Source organism: Streptomyces sp. NPDC091282 (assembly GCF_044757385.1).
Classification (GTDB): Bacteria; Actinomycetota; Actinomycetes; order Streptomycetales; family Streptomycetaceae; genus Streptomyces; species Streptomyces gramineus.
On the sequence record NZ_JBIVUX010000004.1, the window covers coordinates 720,897 to 741,019 of the forward strand.

At 74.1% G+C, this 20,123-nt stretch carries 10 protein-coding genes; all 10 read right to left on the reverse strand.

Annotation, left to right across the window (positions count from 1 at the left end):
* Positions 1-148 precede the first annotated feature (148 nt).
* Complete coding sequence (locus ACIQOE_RS22085; RefSeq protein WP_399010896.1) at positions 149-898, reverse strand: class I SAM-dependent methyltransferase; 750 nt, start codon at positions 896-898, stop codon at positions 149-151.
* Positions 899-1,169: 271 nt separating this feature from the next.
* Entirely contained in the window at positions 1,170-1,367 is a 198-nt protein-coding gene (locus ACIQOE_RS22090; protein WP_351322831.1) for an MbtH family NRPS accessory protein, read from the reverse strand.
* Between the two features lie 155 nt (positions 1,368-1,522).
* The gene (locus ACIQOE_RS22095) at positions 1,523-2,605 is read right to left on the reverse strand and encodes a GntG family PLP-dependent aldolase (protein ID WP_362651335.1); all 1,083 of its coding nucleotides are present in this window, start codon (positions 2,603-2,605) and stop codon (positions 1,523-1,525) included.
* Positions 2,592-4,115, reverse strand: a complete 1,524-nt coding sequence (gene argH / locus ACIQOE_RS22100; protein ID WP_351322833.1) for an argininosuccinate lyase — start codon at positions 4,113-4,115, stop codon at positions 2,592-2,594. Before argH ends, ACIQOE_RS22095 begins: the two co-directional genes overlap by 14 nt.
* Positions 4,112-5,344 carry an ATP-grasp domain-containing protein gene (locus ACIQOE_RS22105; protein WP_401413135.1) on the reverse strand — a complete coding sequence of 411 codons (1,233 nt, stop codon included), beginning with the start codon at positions 5,342-5,344 and terminating at the stop codon, positions 4,112-4,114. The genes argH and ACIQOE_RS22105 overlap by 4 nt, the downstream gene beginning before the upstream one ends.
* The gene (locus tag ACIQOE_RS22110; RefSeq protein ID WP_351322835.1) at positions 5,341-6,399 is read right to left on the reverse strand and encodes a pyridoxal-phosphate dependent enzyme; all 1,059 of its coding nucleotides are present in this window, start codon (positions 6,397-6,399) and stop codon (positions 5,341-5,343) included. Before ACIQOE_RS22110 ends, ACIQOE_RS22105 begins: the two co-directional genes overlap by 4 nt.
* Positions 6,374-7,381 carry a GHMP kinase gene (locus ACIQOE_RS22115; RefSeq protein WP_351322836.1) on the reverse strand — a complete coding sequence of 336 codons (1,008 nt, stop codon included), beginning with the start codon at positions 7,379-7,381 and terminating at the stop codon, positions 6,374-6,376. The genes ACIQOE_RS22110 and ACIQOE_RS22115 overlap by 26 nt, the downstream gene beginning before the upstream one ends.
* A 131-nt stretch (positions 7,382-7,512) precedes the next feature.
* Entirely contained in the window at positions 7,513-11,520 is a 4,008-nt protein-coding gene (locus ACIQOE_RS22120; RefSeq protein ID WP_365554472.1) for an amino acid adenylation domain-containing protein, read from the reverse strand.
* The gene (locus tag ACIQOE_RS22125) at positions 11,517-14,834 is read right to left on the reverse strand and encodes an amino acid adenylation domain-containing protein (protein ID WP_401413138.1); all 3,318 of its coding nucleotides are present in this window, start codon (positions 14,832-14,834) and stop codon (positions 11,517-11,519) included. Before ACIQOE_RS22125 ends, ACIQOE_RS22120 begins: the two co-directional genes overlap by 4 nt.
* Complete coding sequence (locus tag ACIQOE_RS22130; protein WP_401413140.1) at positions 14,831-19,852, reverse strand: amino acid adenylation domain-containing protein; 5,022 nt, start codon at positions 19,850-19,852, stop codon at positions 14,831-14,833. Before ACIQOE_RS22130 ends, ACIQOE_RS22125 begins: the two co-directional genes overlap by 4 nt.
* Between the last annotated feature and the right edge of the window lie 271 nt (positions 19,853-20,123).

Below are 20,123 nucleotides of genomic sequence, written 5' to 3' on the forward strand. Positions count from 1 at the left end.
GGGGGGGTCCCGGGGGGGGGCCCCCCCCGGGGCCCCGGGGGGGGGGCCCGGCGGGGGGGGGGGGGGGGGCCCGCCCCGCGGCCCCCCCCCCCCCCCCCGGGGGGGCCCCCGGGGGGGCCGGGGCCGGGGGCCGCTGCTCGGCACGGCGTCAGGCCAGGGTGAGGACGACACCGTAGTCCGGTCCGTGCCGTTCGGCCTCGGCCAGCTGCCAGCCGGTGCCTTCGGCCAGCGCTTCGAGCTCCGGCAGCGAGGCGAACAGGTAGTCGAACCAGTCCGTCACCAGCAGCCGGTGCCGCAGCCGCAGCCGCATCTGGCCGCTCATCCGGCCCTGGAGCCGGTTCGCCGCGAGGTACTCGGCGTGCTGCGCCCCGTCGAGCAGATAGGGGTCCATCCCGGTCCCGACGATCCGGGCCCCGGGCCGCGCCAGCCGGGCCAGCGCGCTGAGCAGCCGCGGGGCGCGCTCACGGCTCTCCAGCAGGCCGAGGTTGCGGCCCAGCAGCAGGAAGGTGTCGAAGCGGGCGCTCTCCGGCAGGTCGTCGACGGTGCCGAGGAACGTCTCCGTGAGCCCGCGGCGCCGGCACACGTCGAGCGCGTCGGCCGACACGTCGAGGCCCACGATCTCGCCGCCGCGGTCCTGGAAGGGGACCGCGAACCGCCCGGCCCCGACCCCGATGTCCAGGACCCGGCCGCGGAACCGCGAGAAGGCCCAGCGGTCCAGCGCCGGCCAGGCGTCGGGGCCCGTGAAGAAGCCCACGGCGTCGTAGCCGCTGATGTATCCGTCGTCGCGTTCACAGATCTCGAAATAGGCGTCCCGCGGCAGCCCCGCGGTGTGGCAGTCGAGCAGGAGCTGTCCCCACGCGTCGGCCGTGCGGGGCGTGAGCGGCTGGGCCGTGGTCATCCGCGAAGTCCTCTCCGGGCGTGTGCCCTGTCCTGGTGGTCGGGTGCGGGACGGGGGTGGCGGCGGGCCCCGGGGCCCCCGGCCCCCCCCCCCCCCGGCGGGGGGGCGGGGGGGGGGCGCGGGCCCGCGGGGGGCCGGGCGGGCCCGGGGGCGCGCGGGTGGGGGGGGGGCCCAACCTCGGGCCGGCGGGGGGGGGGGGCGGGGGGGGGGGGGGGGGGGGGGGGGGGGGGGGGCCGGGGCCCGGGGGCCCCCCCCCACCCCCGTCCCGCGGTCAGGCGGCCGAGGCGGAGCGCAGGCTCAGCGGGCGCATGTCGGTCCAGGTGCGCTCGATGTGGTCGAGGCAGTCCTCCTTCGGACCGCTGACGCCGACCGCGCGCCAGCCCTGCGGGATGCCCCGGTCGGCGGCCCAGACCGAGTACTGCTCCTCGTCGTTGACGACGACGAGCCACTGCTGGGAGTTCTGCTGCATGACGGTTCTCCGATCGTGTGGTGGAGCTGTTTCAAGGAAGGGTTCGAACGGGTGGAGCGGTGGTGCGGGTGGTTGCCGTGGTGCGGATGAGGCGTGGCAGTGGTCAAGGGGGAAAGAAGGCCGTCGCCGGACGGCGGCCGGTGTCGTGGCAGGGGTCAGACGGCGGCGGTCCGGGGCAGCAGGAGCTGCTGGAAGACCTCCAGGGCGCGGTCGACGTCGGCGTCGTCCACCCCCGCGTGGGTGACGGCCCGGATCCGGCCGCGACCCAGCTCGGCGAGGCGCACGCCCTCCTCCCAGGCCCGCTCCATGAACCGGGCCTGGGTCAGACCGGGGGCGTCGACCCGGAAGAAGACCATGTTGGTCTCGACCGGCTCCACCACCACCCCGGGCAGCGCGGCCAGCCCCTCGGCCAGCCGGCGCGCCGTGGCGTGGTCGTCGCCGAGCCGCAGCGTCATCTCCCGCAGCGCGACCAGCCCGGCCGCGGCCAGCACTCCGGCCTGCCGCATGCCGCCGCCGAGCATCTTGCGGATCCGCCGCACCGACCGGATGAACTCGGCACTGCCCGCGACCATCGAGCCGACCGGCGCGGACAGCCCCTTCGACAGACAGAACTGCACCGAGTCCGCGTAACCGGCGATGACGCGCACCGGCACGCCGAGGACGAGCGCGGCGTTGAAGAGGCGGGCCCCGTCCAGGTGGACCGCCACCCCGCGGGAGCGGGCCAGCGCCCGGACCTCCGCCAGGTACTCCAGCGGCAGCACCCGCCCGCCGCAGCGGTTCTGCGGGTTCTCCACGCACAGCAGGGCGGGCAGCGCGAACTGCGGGTCCTCGGGGTCCTCCGGGAAGGCGGCCTCGATGTCGGCGAGCGCCATGGTGCCGTCGGCCCGGTTGGCCACCGGCTCGACGATCACCCCGCCGCAGTAGGAGGCGCCGCCGGCCTCGTAGACGTAGATGTCGGACTCGGCGCCCGCGAGGGCCTTGGTGCCGCGCGGGCAATGGGCCAGCAGGGCCGCCAGGTTGCCCATGGTGCCGCTGGGCATGAAGCAGGCGTCCTCCATGCCCAGCAGCCCGGCGGCCAGCTCCTCCAGCTCACGGGCGGTGGGGTCCTCGCCGTAGACGTCGTCGCCGAGCGGCGCCCTGGTCATCTCCGCCAGCATGCGGGGGGTGGGCAGGGTGAAGGTGTCGCTGCGCAGTTCGACGACGTGCGCCGGGGCGGCGCCGCGGTCAGTGCTCGTCATGGGTGTCCTCCTCGGAATCGGGGCGGGCGGCCGCGGCGGTGTCCCGCGTCCTGCCGTGCACCAGGGCCACGGCGTCCCGCAGGCGCTCGTCGGCGTCGCGCCAGCGGGCGGTCTCCTTGGCCAGCCGGGCGCGGTGGTCCTCCCAGCTCTGGGCGAGCGGTTCGTGGCAGCGGCGGAACGAGGCCGGGCCGGGGCCGCCGCCGAACTCCGCCGCCCACCACACGCTCTCCGGCCGCAGGTCGGCGGAGTCGCCGGCCGGCAGGTGCCCGTTCGCCTCCAGGGCCGCGCCGAGCGAGCCGGCCCGTCCCTCCGCGACGGCGAGCGCGGCCTCCCCGACCTGGTGGTGGGCCCGCCGGAACGGCACCCCCCGGCGTACCAGCCACTCCGCGGTCGCGGTCGCGTGGGTCAGCCCCGCCGTCGCCCGGTCCGCCATGGCCCGGGGCACCGGCCGGGCCCCGTCGTAGGCCATCCGCAGGATCTTCACCGCGTCGATCGTCGCGTCCAGCGCCGGCATCACATGGGTCATCGCCTCGGTGCCGACCGCGATGGAATTGGTGAACGGAGTACCCCGCATCGAGCTCACCGCGGCCGTCAGCCCGCCGAGGGCGGCGGCCGACTTGCCCTGCACGTGCTCCAGGACGAACGCGTTGCGCTTCTGCGGCATCATCGAACTCGACCCGACCAGCCCGTCGGGGATCGTCACCAGCCCGAATTCCGCGCTCGACCACATCAGCAGGTCGAGGGCGGCCCGGTCGAGGGTGACGCCGAGGACCACGGCCGCCGACAGCAGCCGCAGCGCGGTGTCCCGGGTGGCGATGGCGTCCACCGAGTTGCGCACCGCCTCGCCGAAACCGAGGAGTTCGGCCGTGCGCCCCGGGTTGATCGGCACGGTCGTCCCGCCGATCGACCCGGCGCCCAGCGGGCACCGCTCCAGCAGTTCGCCGGCCTGGGCCAGGGCGCGGGCGTCCCGCTCGAAGGCCTGCGCCAGCCCGAGCAGGTAGTGGCCGTAGGTGACCGGCACCGCCGCCTGGAAGTGGGTGTAGGCGGGCATCAGCACCTCGCGGTGCTCGTGGGCGCGTTCCAGCAGCACCCGGCCCAGCTCGGCCAGTTCCTCCGACAGCCGCCGGTACGGTTCGCGCAGGGCCAGCTGGAGGCAGGTGACGCCGAGGTCGTTGCGGGAGCGGCCGGTCTGCAGGACGCCGCCCGTCTCGTCGCCGAGGGTCTCGATCAGGTGGGACTCGTAGGCCAGGTAGAGGCCGCGCGGGGCGGGCACGGTCTCCAGGGCCCGGTAGTCCTGCTCGCGCAGTCTCGTGATGGCCGCGAGCAGGGTGGAGGCGGTCTCGGCGCCGACGATCCGGCGCTCGGCGAGCATCACGACGTGGGCGAGGTCGACGTGGGTGATCCGGTCGAGCTCGGTCTTCCAGGAGGGCCGCGGCGGGTCCCGCCGCTCCAGGAGCATGCGGCGGATCTCGGGCGACGCGGCGCTGCGCAGGCGTCCGGAGTCTGTCATGCCCGTACCTCCTGACGGACCGCCAGGGAAACGGTGACGCGGCCCACGCCCTCCTCGGCGGCCGCGGCCGCCTCGGCGGCGGTCGCGCCCCGGGCCAGCACGTGCCCGATCCGGTCGCGGAAGTCGCCGCCCACGGTGATCTCCGCGCCCGGCTCCCGGTAGGTCTCCACGTCGACCACGCCAGGAACGGCGCAGGCCCGTGCCACCCCGTCGATGCCGCGCAGCCGGCCGCTCTCGGCCGGGACCACGAACCGGATCGCCGCGCCCCCTGCCGCGGTCACGGCCACCGGGGACGGAAGTCCGGCGAACGCGGCGACCGTGCCCAGGATCAGGTCGGCGCCGGTCGCCTCCCGTACCAGCCGGGGGATCCAGCCGCCCGCCAGCCGCGGGTTGACCTCGATCAGGACCGGACCGGCCGGGCCGAGACGCAGCTCCACGTGGGCCGGGCCGAAGGCGATGCCCAGCGCCCGTACGGCCGCCTCGGCCGCCTCGGTGATCGCCTCCCGTGCGGCCGGGGCCAGGGCGGCGGGGAAGTCGTGCCCGGTCTCGACGAACAGGGGAGGTGCGCCGAGGTGCTTGGCGGTGATCCCGGCCACGGTTCCGTCGAGGACCTCGGCCGAGTACTCCGGGCCGCTCACGAACTCCTCGACCGTGACCCGGCGCGGCACCGGCCTGCCGCGCTCGTCGGACTCGCGGGAGAGCAGGGCGCGGGCGTGCCCCGCCGCCTGCTCCGGGTCCGCGCACAGCCGCACGCCGAGGCTGCCGCTGCCGGTGACCGGCTTGACGACCACCGGGTAGCCGGTGCGCGCCGCCGCGGCCAGGACCTCCTCGACCGTGCCGGCCACCGTGAACCGCGGCACCCGCACCCCGGCCGCGGCGAGCCGGGCCCGCTGCGTGCCCTTGTCGCGGACCGCGGCCAGATCGGCGGGTGAGTTGGCCGGCAGGCCGAGCGCGACGGCCGCCGCCGCGGCGGTCTCCACGTAGTAGTCGGAGCTGGTGGCGACCCCCACGACGCGCCGACCGACGGCCGGCCGGCGGCAGGCGTCGATCACCGCGGGCACGCTGTCGGTGTCGGTGCGGACCACCTCGGCCCCGCCGACCGACGCGTACCGGGACGGGTCCGCGGCCAGCAGCACCGGGTGCAGGCCGAGCGCGCGGGCCGCCGCGGGGAACAGCCGTCCGGTACCGGTGGTGTTGCTCTCGACGAGGACGAACACGTCCCGGGTCATACGACCGCTCCTTCCGCGAGAGCGACGACCTCGTCGCGGGTGCGCCGCTGCCAGGCGTACCGGGACCAGCTGCCGGCGGCCTGGACGGGGTGGTCCAGGGTGCTCGGTCCCGAGGGCGGCGGGGTCAGGAAGCCGTTGCGGCGCAGCCACACGTCGTTGTGCACGGTGTTGGTGTAGCGGTGGCCCTCGTCCGGGAAGAGCGCCATCACCCGCAGTTCAGGGTGCTGTTCGGCGTACCAGCTCGCCACGTGGTGCGCGGCGCCGCTGGTCGGCCCCATGTACAGGGCGTGCTCCGCGTGCAGCCGCCGGGTCGCGGTGAACGCGGTCCCCGCGTCCAGCCAGTGGATCTCGTCGAACAGCGTGTGCTCCAGGACCGGCGGCACCAGGCCGTTGCCGAGACCGCGCAGCTGCCGGGGCCCGGCGGGGGCGCCGAACAGCACGCTGCCGGGGGTGTCCACGCCGATCAGCTTCAGCTGCGGGTTCAGCGCCCGCAGGAACGAGCCGATCCCGGACGACGAACCGCCCGAACCGACCGGGCAGACCAGCGCGTCGAACGTGCCCATGCTCTCCAGCAGGAGTTCGGCGACCGCGCCGTACGACACCGGGTTCAGCGGATTGTCGTACTGGCCGGGGGTGTAGTAGGAGCCGAGCCGGGCCTGGATGCGGGCCACCCGGTCCAGGCGGGCCTGCTGCACCCCGCGGGTGCGCAGTTCGGGACCGGACACGATGCTCACCCGGGCGCCGAGCGCCTCCAGCCGGCGGCGCAGCGGCGGTTCGATCGCCGGGTCCCCGACGAGGACCAGCGGAATGCCCTTGAGCCGGCACACCATCGCCAGCCCGAGCCCGAAGGTGCCGGACGTGGTCTCCACGACCGTGGTGCCCTCGGCGAGCTCGCCGGTCTCGATGGCACTGGTGAGGATGAACTGGGCGGGCAGCAGCTTCATCAGATGGAAGGCGGCCCCGTACACGTTGGGCCCGACCTGGATGACCTTGGGCAGGACGTGGCCGTCGACCACGCTCGTGAAGGCCCTACGACTGGTGTGCGTACGGGACATGAGTCTCGCTCCCGGCTGTATAGCGCCAATGGTCGGTGATGCGCAGTTCCGCGAGCCGGCGGGCGGCCAGCGCGGTGCGCTGCTCCAGCCCCGGCCGCTGCGGCGCGAAGAGAAGGGCGGCGACCGAACCGCTGTGGGCCACCTGCACGCCCAGCGCCTCGGTCTCCTCGGCGATCTCCAGCAACCGGTCGAAGCGCGGCACCGGCAGGAACCGCTGGTTGATCCGCGCGCTCGCGGTGGAGATCCGGCCGATCTCCCGGTGGTCACCCCGGGCCACGGCCCGGCGCATGAGGCCGCGCAGCGCGCGGAAGCACTCGATCTCCCAGGCGTTGTACCGCGCCCGCGGCAGCGCCAGGGTGTCCACCTCCTGCTGCGTCGAGGAGAAACCGACCACCGCGAGCGGTGGCACCGGCCGGTGGAAGTCCTCGATGACCGCGCCCTCGCGGTGCGCGAACAGCAGCATCCGGTCGAAGTAGATCAGGGGGTCGGTGGCCGCCTCGGCGGCGACCGCGATCCTGGCGATCCGCTCCGGCGCGAGGTTGCGACCGACCGCGGCCAGCACCGCCAGGATCGCCGAGGTCACGTCACTGGTCGACGAGCCGAGGCCGCGGCCGACCGCGACGTCGCCCCGCAACTCCAGCTCCCCGCCGTAGGCACCCATGCCGAGCACCTCAAGGGTGGTGCGGGCGGCGGCGAGCGCCTTCGTCTTCCACGACGGGGTGACCGTCAGCTCCGGCTCCCAACGGCTCAGCCGCACCGTCGCGTTGCTGGCGAACAGCGGGCAGGGCAGCGTCACCAGACCGCGGCGGAGCCTGCCGTCGTCCTCGAACACCCCCTGGAGCAGTTCACCGTGGTGGCTGGGGGCGGTTCCGGTGCCCATGAGCACGCCGTGCTCCAGGTGCGGGGGCTCCGGCTCCCTCTCTGCCTGGCCGTGCGTGTCCTGTGCGGACAGCACGTCCTGGCTCTGCACGCCGATCTTCACCTACGCCTCCTCGGACGTTCGGGTAATGGAGGTCACGCGTTGTGCCGCGCGGGCGGCGGGGGCCGGGGGAGCGGGGCCGATCGGGCCCCGCGTCCGCCCGGCTTCGTTCCTTGTCGGGCGTCCGTTCCGGGTCAGGCGTCCGGGGGACCGGCGGGGCGGCCGGCGGTCTGGTGCGGGCCGACGATCTCCGCGATCCGCGCGGCCAGTTCGGCGACGTGCGGAGGGTGCACCATGTCGTGGTGGTTGCCCGGCACCGGGACGGTGCGGACCCGGCCGCGGGTCAGCGCCTGCCAGGCGTCCGGGTCGACGTCGGGGCTCTTGAGGGTCGGGTGGGACTCGGAGACGGTGAGCAGGTGGACGTCCGCGTGGACGACCGCACCGGGCCGGTAGCGGCCTGCGGCCTCCCCGTTGGCGCGGGCGACCTCGACCATGCGGCGCACGGCCGTCGACTCGATCCGGTCGGGCAGCCGGCCGTCCTGGTGGGACTGGCGGACCAGGGCGGCGATGAGCGCGTTGTCGTCGAGGTCGTCCATCTCGTCGGACGACAGCCCGGCGTCGGCCCCGAACCGGGACAGCACGTCCTCGTCGCCGACGAGGTCCGCCGAGCCCGGCACCGGCGAGTCCAGCAGCACCAGCGCGCCGACCTCGCGGCCCGCCCGCTCCAGCCGCACCGCCATCTCGAAGGCCACCACCCCGCCGAACGACCAGCCGCCCAGCAGCACCGGACCCTCGGGGGCCTGCTCCGCCATCTCGGCGAGATAGCGCTCGGCGATCTCCTCGACGGTGCGCAGCGGCGCCGCGTCCGTGTTGTAGCCGACCGCCTCGACGCCGTACAGGTCGACAGCGCCCTCCAGCTCCCGCGCCAGGCCCATGTAGGAGCTGACGCCGCCGCCGTGCGGATGGACCAGGAACAGCGGCGAGCGGGTCGCGGGCGAGGCCGCCGACAGCGGGACCAGCAGCCGCTCGGAGACCGCGGACAGCCCGGGGAGCGCGCCGCACAGCGCCTCGATGGTGGGCGACCGGAAGAAGGTGCTGAGCGGCACGCTCACACCGAGCTCCCGCCGTACCGCCTCGACCAGTTCGAAGGCGCTGAGCGAGTTGCCGCCTGCGGCGAAGAAGTCGTCCCGTACCCCCACCGGGGACCGGCCGAGGACCCGCTCGCAGATCGAGGTCACCCGCAGCTCCAGCGAGTCGCGGGGCGCGACCGGCTCGGCACCCGCCTCGGCGGCCGCCTCGGGCAGCTGCTTGCGGTCCACCTTGCCGTTCGGCGTCAGCGGCATCCGCTCCAGGCCGACCAGCACGGCCGGGACCATGTACTGCGGCAGGTGCTCCCGCAGGTGGGCGCGGAGTCCGGGCTCGTCGGGCTCGTCCCGCCAGGAGACGTAGCCGACGATCCGCCGGGCCATGTCCTCGCCCGCCGTGATCACCGCGGCCCGGTCCACCGAGGGGTACCGCTGGAGGACCGACTCGATCTCGCCGAGTTCGATGCGGTGGCCGCGGATCTTGACCTGGGTGTCCTCCCGGCCGATGAACTCCAGCGTGCCGTCGGGCCGCCTGCGGGCCAGGTCACCGGTGCGGTAGAGGCGGCCGCCGGCCCCGAACGGGTCCGGCACGAACCGCTCCGCCGTCAGGGCGGGCCGCCCGGCGTAGCCGCGGGTGACGCCCGCGCCGCCGATGACCAGTTCGCCGACGGCGCCGATCGGCACCAGCCGCATCCGGTCGTCCACCACGTGCACCGTGGTGTTGGCGATCGGCAGACCGATCGACACCGGCTCCCCGGGAGCCGGGGGCGCGATCAGCTGCACGGTCGAGTAGACGCTGGTCTCGGTGGGCCCGTACACGTTCCACAGCCGGGACACCCGCGGCGCCAGCTCCTGGGCGAGCTGCGCGGAGAGCGCCTCGCCGCCGGAGACCGCCTGGAGGTCGCCGCCCTGCCAGCCGCTGAGCAGCAGCAGATGCCAGGTGGCCGGCGTCGCCGCCATGACCGTCGTCCCCGACTCCGCCACGATCCGGGCCAGGGCCGCGCCGTCCGCGGACGTCTCCCGGTCCACCAGCACCACCCGGGTGCCGTGGGCGAGCGGCACGAACAGCTCCAGCACCGACGCGTCGAACGCCACGGTGGTCACCGCGCACAGCACGTCGTCACCGGACAGACCGAGGGTGGCGCCGATGTCCGCGACGAAGTTCACCAGACCGCGGTGCGGGACCATCACGCCCTTGGGGCGGCCGGTCGAACCCGAGGTGTAGATCACGTACGCCAGGTCGTCCGGGCCCACCGGCGCCGCAGGCCCGCTCTCCACGGACACCCGCGGGGGCCGCCCCACGTCGATGACCCGCACGTCCGGGGCCGGGTCCAGCCGGGCCACCAGCTCCGGGCGGCCGAGCAGCAGCCGGGCCCCGCTGTCGGCCAGCACGTACGCCAGCCGCTCCGGCGGATAGTCGGACTCCAGGGGCAGATAGGCCGCGCCGGACTTGAGCACGGCCAACAGCGCCACCAGCAGGTCCGGGGACCGCTCGACCATCACGCCCACCGGGGCGTCCTGGCCGGCCCCCTCCGCGCGCAGCACCGCGGCCAGCGCCGAGGCCCGCCGCACCAGTTCGGCGTAGGTGAGCCGCTCGCCGTCGAGTCCCTCCACGGCGACCGCGTCCGGGGTGCGGGCCGCCTGCCGGTCCACCAGGTCCGGCACGAGCAGCGGCGACTCGGGGCCGGCCGTGTCGTTCCAGTCCGAGAGCAGCAGCCGCTCCTCCTCGGGCGCCAGCAGATCGAGGTCGCCGATCCGGGTCTCGGGCCGCCGCACCGCGTCCGCCAGGATCCGCCGGTAGTGCTCGGCGAACCGGGCGACGGTGCCGGCCTCGAACAGCTCGGTCGCGTAGGAGATCAGCACCTCCATGCGCCGGCCCCGGGTCACCACGGTGACGTCCAGGTCGAAGCGGGCGGTGTCCGCCTCGACCGGCAGCGACCTGGCCGACACGCGGGGCAGCCGCAGCTGCGAGGCCTGCTCCTCGACCAGGTTGAACAGCAGCTGGAACAGCGGGTTGCGGCTCAGGTCGCGCTCCGGCCGCAACTCGTCCACCAGCACGTCGAACGGCACGCCCTGGTGCTCGTACGCCTCCAGGGTGGTGCCCCGGACCCGGGACAGCAGCTCGGCGAAGGTCGGGTTGCCGTCCAGGTCGGTGCGGAGCAGCACCGTGTTGACGAAGAACCCGATCAGGCCCTCGGTCTCCTGGAGCGTACGGCCGGACATCGGCACGCCCACGGTCACGTCCCGGCTGCCGGAGTGCCGCGACACCAGCGCGGCGAACGCCGCGAACAGCACCATGAACGGCGACACGTGGTACTTCTGGGCGAGTTCCCGCACCCCGTCGGCGACGGCCGGGTCGATCACGTGCGAGACCCGGGCGCCCGCGCCGCCGCGCACCGCGGGCCGGGGCCGGTCGCCGCGCAGCTCCGTCGGGGTCGCCCCGGCCATGGTCCGCTTCCAGAACTCGACCTCGGCGGCCGCCTCGGGGCTCTCCAGCTGCCGGGCCGCCAGCTCCGCGTAGTCCTCGTACTGGATCGGCAGCTCGGGCAGCTCGGGACGGCCGCCCGCGGTGAACGCCGCGTAGGCCTTGGAGAGTTCCTGCCAGAGGATCTGCATGGACGCCGCGTCCACGGCGATGTGGTGCACGACCACCGTGAACAGGTAGCGCTGCTCGGGGAGTTCGGTCAGCCGGGCGCGCAGCCAGGGACCGGTGGCGAGGTCGAACCGGCCGCTGATGTCCGCGTCCCGCAGCCGGTACGCCTCCTCGTACGCCGGTCCGACCGCCAGATAGCGCAGGTCGGTGCGCTGCAGCCGTACCGCCGACGCCGGTCCCACCCGCAGCCGCGGTCCGCCGGCGGCGTCCTGCACCACCCGGGAGCGCAGGATGGTGTGCCGCTCCACGACCAGCCGCAGGGCGGCGGCCAGGGCGTCCACGTCGAGCAGCCCGGCCAGTTCGAAGACCTGCGCCATGTTGTACTCGACGAGTTCGGGACGGAGGTGCTCCAGGAGCCACACCCGTCGTTGCGCCGCCGACAGCGGCGCGTCCACGGCGGGACCGGAGCCGGTCCCGCGCCGCGCGGTCTCCACCGCGCGTTCCACGATCGGACTTGTCGTCATCGGGACGTCCTCCCGTCGGCCGGACCGGACGCGGGCAGCAGGTGTCCGACCGCTTCCGCCATGGTGCGGATGGTGGGGTTGTCGAAGATCAGCGCGAGCGGGATGTCGGGGGAGAGGGCGGTCCGCAGCCGGGAGACGATCCGGGTGGCGAGCAGCGAATGCCCGCCCAGGGCGAAGAAGTTGGCGTGCACGTCCAGCTCCGGCCGGCCCAGCACCTCCGACCAGATCCCCGCGACCAGTTCCTCGGCCGCCCCGCTCGCCCGGGTGGCCGTCTCCTCGGCGGCGGCCTTCGGTTCGGGCAGCGCCCGGTGGTCGGTCTTGCCGTTGGCGTTGACGGGGATGCGGTCCAGCACGGTGATGCTGGAGGGGATCATGTAGAGGGGCAGCCGGTCACCGAGATGGGCGGTGAGGTCGGCGACGAGGTCGTCGTCGCCCAGGGCCGCGGGCTGCCGGACGGTGATGTAGGCGGCGAGGCGCTGGTCGCCGGGGACGGGTTCCCACTTGGTGACGACGGCGTCGTTGACGCCGGGGTGGCGGCGCAGGGTGTGCTCGATCTCGGCGGGTTCGATGCGGATGCCGCGGATCTTGACCTGGCTGTCCGCGCGCCCCAGGAAGACCAGGGAGCCGTCGGCGCGCCGGATGCCCCGGTCGCCCGTGCGGTACAGCCGGGTGCCGGGCACCTCGGGGTGCGGCAGGAAGGCCGCGGCGGTCTTGCGGGCGTCGCCGAGATAGCCGCGGGCCAGGCCCACGCCGGCCAGGTACAGCTCCCCGGGGATGCCGTCCGGGACGGGGTTGAGGTGCTCGTCCAGCAGCAGCACCTCGTTGTTGGCGATGGCACGGCCCAGCGGGACGTCCGCGTCGTGGTCGTCGGTGGTGCAGGTGTGGCTGGTGGAGTCGATGGAGACTTCGGTGGCGCCCCATTGGTTGTGGAGGTGGGCGGGGGTGTGGGCGAGTCGGTCGTGGAATGTGGCGACGAGGTCGGGGCGGAGGGCTTCGCCGCTGGAGATGACGTGGCGGAGGTGGGTGAGGGGTTGTCGGGTGGGGGTGATCTCGTCGAGGAAGAGGGTGAGCATGGAGGGGACGAAGTGGAGGGCGGCGATGTGGTGGTCGCTGCTCCAGTCGGCGATGGCGCGGGGGTCGCGGTGGAGGCCGGGGGGGAGCATGACGACGGTGGCGCCGGCGATGAGGGGCCAGAAGATCTCGACGGCGGAGTCGTCGAAGCTGAGGACGGTTTTGTGCAGGACGGTGTCGCCGGGGTGGAGGGGGTATTGGGCCTGCATCCATTGCATGCGGTTGGTCCAGCCGGCGTGGGTGGAGGCGACGCCCTTCGGGGTGCCGGTCGACCCGGAGGTGTAGTACACCGAGATCAGGTTCTCCCCGGTGACACCGCTGCCGGGGGCGGCCGGGGACGACGCGGTGAGCGTTCCGGGACCGCAGTCCAGCACCGCGCATCCGGCACCGGCGCCGTCGTGGGCCCCGGCGAGCAGGGCCGCCCGCTCGGCGTCCGCGCAGACCACCGGGGCGCCCGCGTCGGTGAGCACCTGGACGGCGCGACCGAGGGGCAGGTCCGGGTCGAGCGGGACGAAGGCCCCGCCCGCCTTGAGGACGGCCAGGAGGGTGACGGCCATCTCGGCGGAGCGGTCCATCCAGAGGCCGACGGGGGTGTCGGCGACGACTCCGGCCTCGCGGAGCCGGGCGGCCAAGTGGTTGGCACGGCCGGTGAGTTCGGCGTAGGAGAGGGTGGTCTCGGAGTCGGTGACCGCCGGGGCGTGCGGGGTCGCCGCCGCCACCGCGTCCACCAGATCCGTCAGCAGACCCTCCGGGAACACCGTGGCCTCGCCCAGCCCCGTGGCGAGCAGCCGCTCGCGCTCGGCCGTGTCGACCATGCCGACACCGGAGACGGGACGGCCCGGCTCGGCCAGCGCGTTGCGCAGGAACGTCACGAAGTGCCGCATCAGCCGGCTGATCGTGGCCGGCTCGAACAGATCCGCTTCGTAGTAGGCGATCCCGGAGAACGTGTCGCCGGAGCGGGTGAGGGCCACGCTCAGGTCGAACCGCGACTTGCCGTCGACCAGCTCCACCCGCTCGGTCGCCAGACCGGGCAGGACCAGGTCGTCGGTCTCCTCGTCGCCCAGCGCGAACAGCACCTGGAACAGCGGGTTGCGGCTCGGGTCCCGCTCCGGCTGGAGCTCCTCCAGCACGGCCTCGAAGGGGAGTTCCTGATGCTCGTAGGAGGACAGGGTGGTCGCCCGGGTGCGGGCCAGCAGCTCTTCGAACGACGGGTCGTCGGCCAGCTCGGTGCGGATCAGCAGGGTGTTGACGAAGTAGCCGATCATTTCGTCGAGTTCGGGACGCACCCGGCCGGCGATCGGCGTGCCCAGGGTGACGTCCCGGGTCGCCGAGTGCCGGGCGAGGACCACGCTGAACGCGGCCGTCAGCGTCATGAACGCGGTCGCGTTGTGCTCCCGTGAGAAGCGGTTGACCGCCGCCCCCAGCTCGCCGTCCACGGTGAACGAGAACTGGGCGCCGTTCCCGGAGCGCACGGCCGGCCGGGGCTGGTCCGTCGGCAGTTCGTCGGTGCTCGCGCCGGCCAGCCGCTGCCGCCAGTGCTCCAGCTGGTGCCCCAGCCGCTCCGGCGTCTGGTGCTCCCGGCTCCACGCCGCGTAGTCCCCGTACTGGACGGGCAGCGGCGGCAGTTCCGGGTCGCGGCCGGCCGCCAGGGCCGTGTAGACCCGGGACAGCTCCGACCACAGCACCCGCATCGACGTGCCGTCGATCGCGATGTGGTGGACCACCAGCACCAGCAGCGCGTCGTCCTCGGCCAGCCGCACCACCGCGACCCGGAAGACGGGCCCGGCCGCCAGCGAGAACGGCTCGCGCATCAGCGTACGGGCCAACTCCACGCCCGCCGCGTACCGTTCACCGGCGCTGTCCCCGACGACGTCGTGGACCGGCACCGGGACCGGCGCGGCCGGCAGCACCCGGGGGACGGGAGCGCCGTCCCGCTCGTCGAAGACCGTCCGCAGCACCTCGTGCCGGCCGGCCACCACCGTGAAGCTCCGGGCCAGCACCTCGGCGTCGAGCGCGCCCCGGACCCGGATCACGGTGGACGTGTTGTAGCCCGGCATCATCTGCTCCAGGAGCCACATCCGCTCCTGCGAGTACGACGCCACCCGGGCGTCCGGCCCGGCCACCGGGATGGCCGTCGCCGCCGCGTCGGCCCGCCGGGCGGTACGGGCGCCCTGGAGCAGCGACCTGACCTGCGCGCGCCGCGCCTCCTGCGGGTCCGCCTGGGGTGTCCTGCTCGTGGTCATGAGCGGGTCCTCTCGGCGGTCGTGTCCTCGGCCCGGTCCGTCTCCGGGTCGCCGACCGCGTCCAGCAGCAGGTTCTCCAGGGCGGTGGCCATGGTGTGGATCGTCGGGTTGTCGAAGATCAGCGCCAGCGGGACGTCCACGGAAAGCGCCGAACGCAGCCGCGAGACGATCCGGGTGGCGAGCAGCGAATGCCCGCCCAGGGCGAAGAAGTTGGCGTGGATGTCCAGGTCGCTGCGGTCCAGCACCTCCGACCAGATGCCGTCGATGAGCTGCTCGGCCTCGGTGGCCGGCCGCACCGCGACCGCGTCCGCCTCGAAGCGCGGCCGGGGCAGCGCCCGGTAGTCCGTCTTGCCGTTGGCGTTGACCGGGATGCGGTCCAGCACGGTGATGCTGGAAGGGATCATGTAGAGGGGCAGCAGATCGCTGAGGTGCGTGGTGAGCCCGGCCGGCAGCTCGCCCTCGGGACCGTTCTGCTCGGCGGTGATGTACGCGGCGAGGCGCTGGTCGCCGGGGACGGGTTCCCACTTGGTGACGACGGCGTCGTTGACGCCGGGGTGGCGGCGCAGGGTGTGCTCGATCTCGGCGGGTTCGATGCGGATGCCGCGGATCTTGACCTGGCTGTCCGCGCGCCCGAGGAACGACAGCCTGCCGTCCGGGCGCCGCACGCCCCGGTCGCCGGTACGGTACAGCCGCTCGCCGTCCGCGTACGGGTGCGGGACGAAGGCCGCGGCGGTCTTGCGGGCGTCACCCAGGTAGCCGCGGGCCAGGCCCACGCCGCCCAGGTACAGCTCCCCGGGGACACCGTCGGGCACCGGGTTGAGGTGCTGGTCCAGGATCACGACCTGGTTGTTGGCGATCGCCTCGCCGAGGGACACGTCACCGGCCCACTCGTCCTCCGGGACACAGGTGTGGCTGGTGGAGTCGATGGAGACTTCGGTGGCGCCCCATTGGTTGTGGAGGTGGGCGGGGGTGTGGGCGAGTCGGTCGTGGAATTTGGCGACGAGGTCGGGGCGGAGGGCTTCGCCGCTGGAGATGACGTGGCGGAGGTGGGTGAGGGGTTGTCGGGTGGGGGTGATCTCGTCGAGGAAGAGGGTGAGCATGGAGGGGACGAAGTGGAGGGCGGCGATGTGGTGGTCGCTGCTCCAGTCGGCGATGGCGCGGGGGTCGCGGTGGAGGCCGGGGGGGAGCATGACGACGGTGGCGCCGGCGATGAGGGGCCAGAAGATCTCGACGGCGGAGTCGTCGAAGCTGAGGACGGTTTTGTGCAGGACGGTGTCGCCGGGGTGGAGGGGGTACTGGGCCTGCATCCATTGCATGCGGTTGGTCCAGCCGGCGTGGGTGGAGGCGACACCCTTCGGGGTGCCGGTGGACCCGGAGGTGTAGTACACCGAGATCAGGTTCTCCCCGGTGACACCGTTGTCCACGGCCGTGGGCGACGACCCGGTCAGCGTGCCCGGCCCGCAGTCCAGGACCGTGAGCGACCCGGCCGCACCGGCCGCCAGCGACTCGGCGCGCTGCCCGTCCACACAGATCAGCGGGGCGCCCGCGTCCGTCAGCAGGGTCACCACCCGGCCCACCGGCAGGTCCGGGTCGAGCGGCAGGAACGCGCCGCCCGCCTTCACGATGGCCAGCAGGGTGACGGCCATCTCGGCGGAGCGGTCCATCCAGAGGCCGACGGGGGTGTCGGCGACGACCCCGGCCTCGCGGAGCCGGGCGGCCAAGTGGTTGGCGCGGCCGATGAGTTCGGCGTAGGAGAGGGTGGTCTCGGAGTCGGTGACCGCCGGGGCGTGCGGGGTCGCCGCCGCCACCGCGTCCACCAGATCCGTCAGCAGACCGCCCGGGTACTCGACGCGCTCGCCCAGCCCGCCGCCGAGCGGCGGCAGTTCGCGCTCCGCGGTGCCGGACTCCAGCCCGATGCGGTCCATCGGCCGCTCCGGGTCGGCGACCGCCGACCGCAGCAGCGTGATGTAGTGGTCCACCATCCGCCGGATGGTGTCCTCGTCGAACAGCGACGAGGCGTACTCCCAGATCAGGGTGATCCGGTCGCGGTCCGGGTGGTCCTCACGGCCGGCCCGCTGCTGGGCCCGCGGCACCACCACGATGTTCATGTCCATCTTGGACGAGCCGTTGTGCCGCTCCAGGACGGTGCCCCGCACACCCCCGAACTCCAGGTCCGGGACGATGGCGTTGTGGAAGCTGAACATCACCTGGAACAGCGGGTTGATGGACGGCACCCGCGGCGGGGCCACGGCCTCCACCAGCCGGTCCAGCGGCACGTCCTGCCAGTCCGAGGTCTCCACCAGCACGTCGTTGACCCGGCGCCGCAGGTTCTCGAAGCCCGGGGAGCCCGAGGTGTCCAGCCGCAGCGGCAGGGTGTTCACCACCATGCCCAGCATGCGCTCGGTCTCCGCGAGCCTGCGGTTGGCGGCACCCGTGCCGACCACCAGGTCGCTCTGGCCCGAGTAGCGGCTCAGCAGGGCCGCGAAGCCGGACAGCATCGAGGCGAACAGCGTCACCCCGGAGCGCTCGCTTGACTCCCGCAGCGCGCGGCTGAGTTCGGCCGGCAGCTCGATCCGCAGGGCCGAGCCGTGGAAGGACGGGACACGGGGCCGCGGCCGGTCGGTGGGCAGGTCCAGGACGAGCGGGGCGTCCGCCAAGTGCCCCTTCCAGTAGTCCAGGTGACGGTCCAGCACCTCGTCACGCATCCAGGCGCGCTGCCAGGCGGCGAAGTCGGCGTACTGGATGGGCGGTTCGGGCAGCGGCGACGGGCGGCCGGCCGCCAGCTCGGGGTAGATCGCCCGGATCTCGTCGAGGAGCACGCCGAACGACCAGCCGTCGTGCACGAAGTGGTGCTCCACCTGGACGAGGGTGTGGTCGTCGGCCGCGTGCCGGATCAGCAGCCAGCGGGCCAGCGGCGGGTCGGTGAGCTCGAAGGGACGGCGGATGGTGTCCCGTACGACCTCCTCGGTACGGCTCTCCCGGTCCGCCTCCGGCACGTCCTGGAGGTCGACCACGGGCAGCCGGACCGCCATCGGCGGACGGACCTCCTGCATCGGCGCGCCGTCGACCGTGGAGAAGGCCGTACGGAAGATCTCGTGGCGGCGGACCACCTCGGTGATCGTCGCGCCCAGCGCCTCGGCGTCGAGCGGGCCGCGCAGCCGGATGGTGGCCTGGGCGTTGTAGGCGAGGTTGCCGGGGGAGAGCTGCTCCAGGAACCAGATCCGCTCCTGGGGGAAGGACAGCGGCAGCGGGCGGTCCCGGGGCACCCGGACCACCGGCGGCAGCGGCGGCGCGCTGCGGCCCAGCCGGTCCAGCTCGGCGGCCATCCGGGCCACCGTGCGCTCCTCGTAGATGCTCGATATCGGCAGCTCGGTGCCGAACTCCGAACGGACCCGCGCCGCGAGGCGCCCGGCGAGCAGCGAGTGGCCGCCCAGCAGGAAGAAGTCGTCGTCGACACCGACCCCGTCGATGCCGAGGAACTCGGCGGCGATCTCCGCCAGTCGGCGCTCGGTCTCGGTGCGGGCCTCGGCCCCGCCGCCGCCCAGCCCCAGCGACGCGCGGTCCAGGGCGGGCAGGGCGGACCGGTCCAGCTTGCCGTTGGGCAGCAGCGGCAGCCGGTCGATCAGCGCGACCGACGGCACCATGAAGTGCGGCAGCCGGCCGGCGGCGAACTCGCGAAGCTCCAGCGGCTCGGCCGACGGCGCCACGGCGTAGGCCACCAGCCGGTCCTCGTCGCCGACCCGGCCGACGACCACCGCGACATCCTGGACGGCGGGGTGTTCGCGCAGCACGCCGGCGATCTCGTCGGGCTCGATCCGGAAGCCGTTCAGCTTGACCTGCTGGTCGATGCGGCCGAGGAAGTCCAGCTCGCCGTCGGGCGTCATCCGGACCAGGTCGCCGGTGCGGTAGGCCCGCTCGCCGGGTGCGTCCGGGTCCGGCACGAAACGGTCGGTGGTCAGGGCCGACCGGCCGATGTAGCCGCGGGCCACGCCCTCGCCGCCGACGACCAGTTCACCGGGCTCGCCGGGCGCCACCGGGTGCAGCGACTCGTCCAGGACGTAGAGGCGCACGCCGTCGATGGCCCGGCCGATGACCGGCTTGCCGCCGCCCGGCACGGTCCGGGACACCGAGGCCCACACGGTGGTCTCGGTCGGACCGTACGCGTTGAACATGGCCCGGCCCGGCGCCCACCGGTCGACCAGCTGCTGGGAGAGCGCCTCACCGGCGCACACGATCGTCTCCAGGTGCGGCAGTTCGCGCTCCGGCACCATCGCGAGCACGCTCGGCGGCAGGGTGATGTGGGTGATCCGCGCGTCGGCGAGGAAGTCGCCGAGGCCGGGCCCGTACAGGACGTCGCGGCGCGGCGGCAGGACCAGGGTGGCGCCCGAGCACAGCGCCATGGCCAGCTCGAAGACGGACGCGTCGAAGCTCGGCGAGGCGAACTGCAGCACCCGGTGGCCCGGTTCGACGGTGAACGTGGAGCGCTGGGCGTCGGCCAGGTTGGCGAGCCCGCGCTGGGTGAGCACCACGCCCTTGGGGCGGCCGGTGGAACCGGAGGTGTAGATGACGTAGGCCGCGGACTCCGGGCGCAGCCGGGGCAGCGGAAGGGGCTCGGCCGGCGCGGTGCCGTCGGCGGGGTCCGCGAGCGGCACGTCGAGGGAGCGCAGCCACTCGGGCGCGTCGGCGTCGGCGATCACCAGCGCGGCGCCCGAGTCGCCGATCATGTACGACAGCCGGTCGGCCGGGTACGAGGGGTCCAGCGGCAGCCAGGCGGCGCCGGCGTGGGCGACGGCGAGGACCGAGGCCACGAGGTCGAGGGACGGCTCCAGGAACACGCCGACCGTCGCGCCCTGGCCCACGCCGAGGGAGCGCAGCCGGGCGGCCAGGGTGCGGGCGCGGGCGTCGAGTTCGGCGTACGTCAGGTGCCGGTCGCCGAGCTCTGCCGCGGGGCGGTCGGGGGTTGCTGCTGCTTGCCGGAGGAACTTGTCGAGGAAGTGTCCGGAATCTGCTGGTGTCACGGAAGTCTCCATGAGGGGCGGTGACGGACGGGCGAGGACCGGGGGACAGGGGGCGTTCCGTGGCCGGCCCGGGGGCCGGCCGCGGAACGCCCCCCGTCCCGGTCGCCCTGCTTCGGCGGTTGCGGGCAGACGCGGGCGGACGTCCGGGAAGGGAAGGGAAAAGAAGGGAAGGGGGGGTGCGTGCGAGCTGCGTGCGCTGTGCTGCGACGGCGATCATCGATCGGTACAAGAACGCTAACCGCGCCACGACGGCCGGAACGGCACTGTCACA

What these genes read in the sequence shown, in the direction of transcription:
- ACIQOE_RS22085 (WP_399010896.1), bottom strand. Translation starts at nt 898, where the DNA reads ATGACCACGGCCCAGCCGCTCACGCCCCGCACGGCCGACGCGTGGGGA.
- ACIQOE_RS22090 (WP_351322831.1), bottom strand. Translation starts at nt 1,367, where the DNA reads ATGCAGCAGAACTCCCAGCAGTGGCTCGTCGTCGTCAACGACGAGGAG.
- ACIQOE_RS22095 (WP_362651335.1), bottom strand. Translation starts at nt 2,605, where the DNA reads ATGACGAGCACTGACCGCGGCGCCGCCCCGGCGCACGTCGTCGAACTG.
- argH (WP_351322833.1), bottom strand. Translation starts at nt 4,115, where the DNA reads ATGACAGACTCCGGACGCCTGCGCAGCGCCGCGTCGCCCGAGATCCGC.
- ACIQOE_RS22105 (WP_401413135.1), bottom strand. Translation starts at nt 5,344, where the DNA reads ATGACCCGGGACGTGTTCGTCCTCGTCGAGAGCAACACCACCGGTACC.
- ACIQOE_RS22110 (WP_351322835.1), bottom strand. Translation starts at nt 6,399, where the DNA reads ATGTCCCGTACGCACACCAGTCGTAGGGCCTTCACGAGCGTGGTCGAC.
- ACIQOE_RS22120 (WP_365554472.1), bottom strand. Translation starts at nt 11,520, where the DNA reads ATGACGACAAGTCCGATCGTGGAACGCGCGGTGGAGACCGCGCGGCGC.
- ACIQOE_RS22125 (WP_401413138.1), bottom strand. Translation starts at nt 14,834, where the DNA reads ATGACCACGAGCAGGACACCCCAGGCGGACCCGCAGGAGGCGCGGCGC.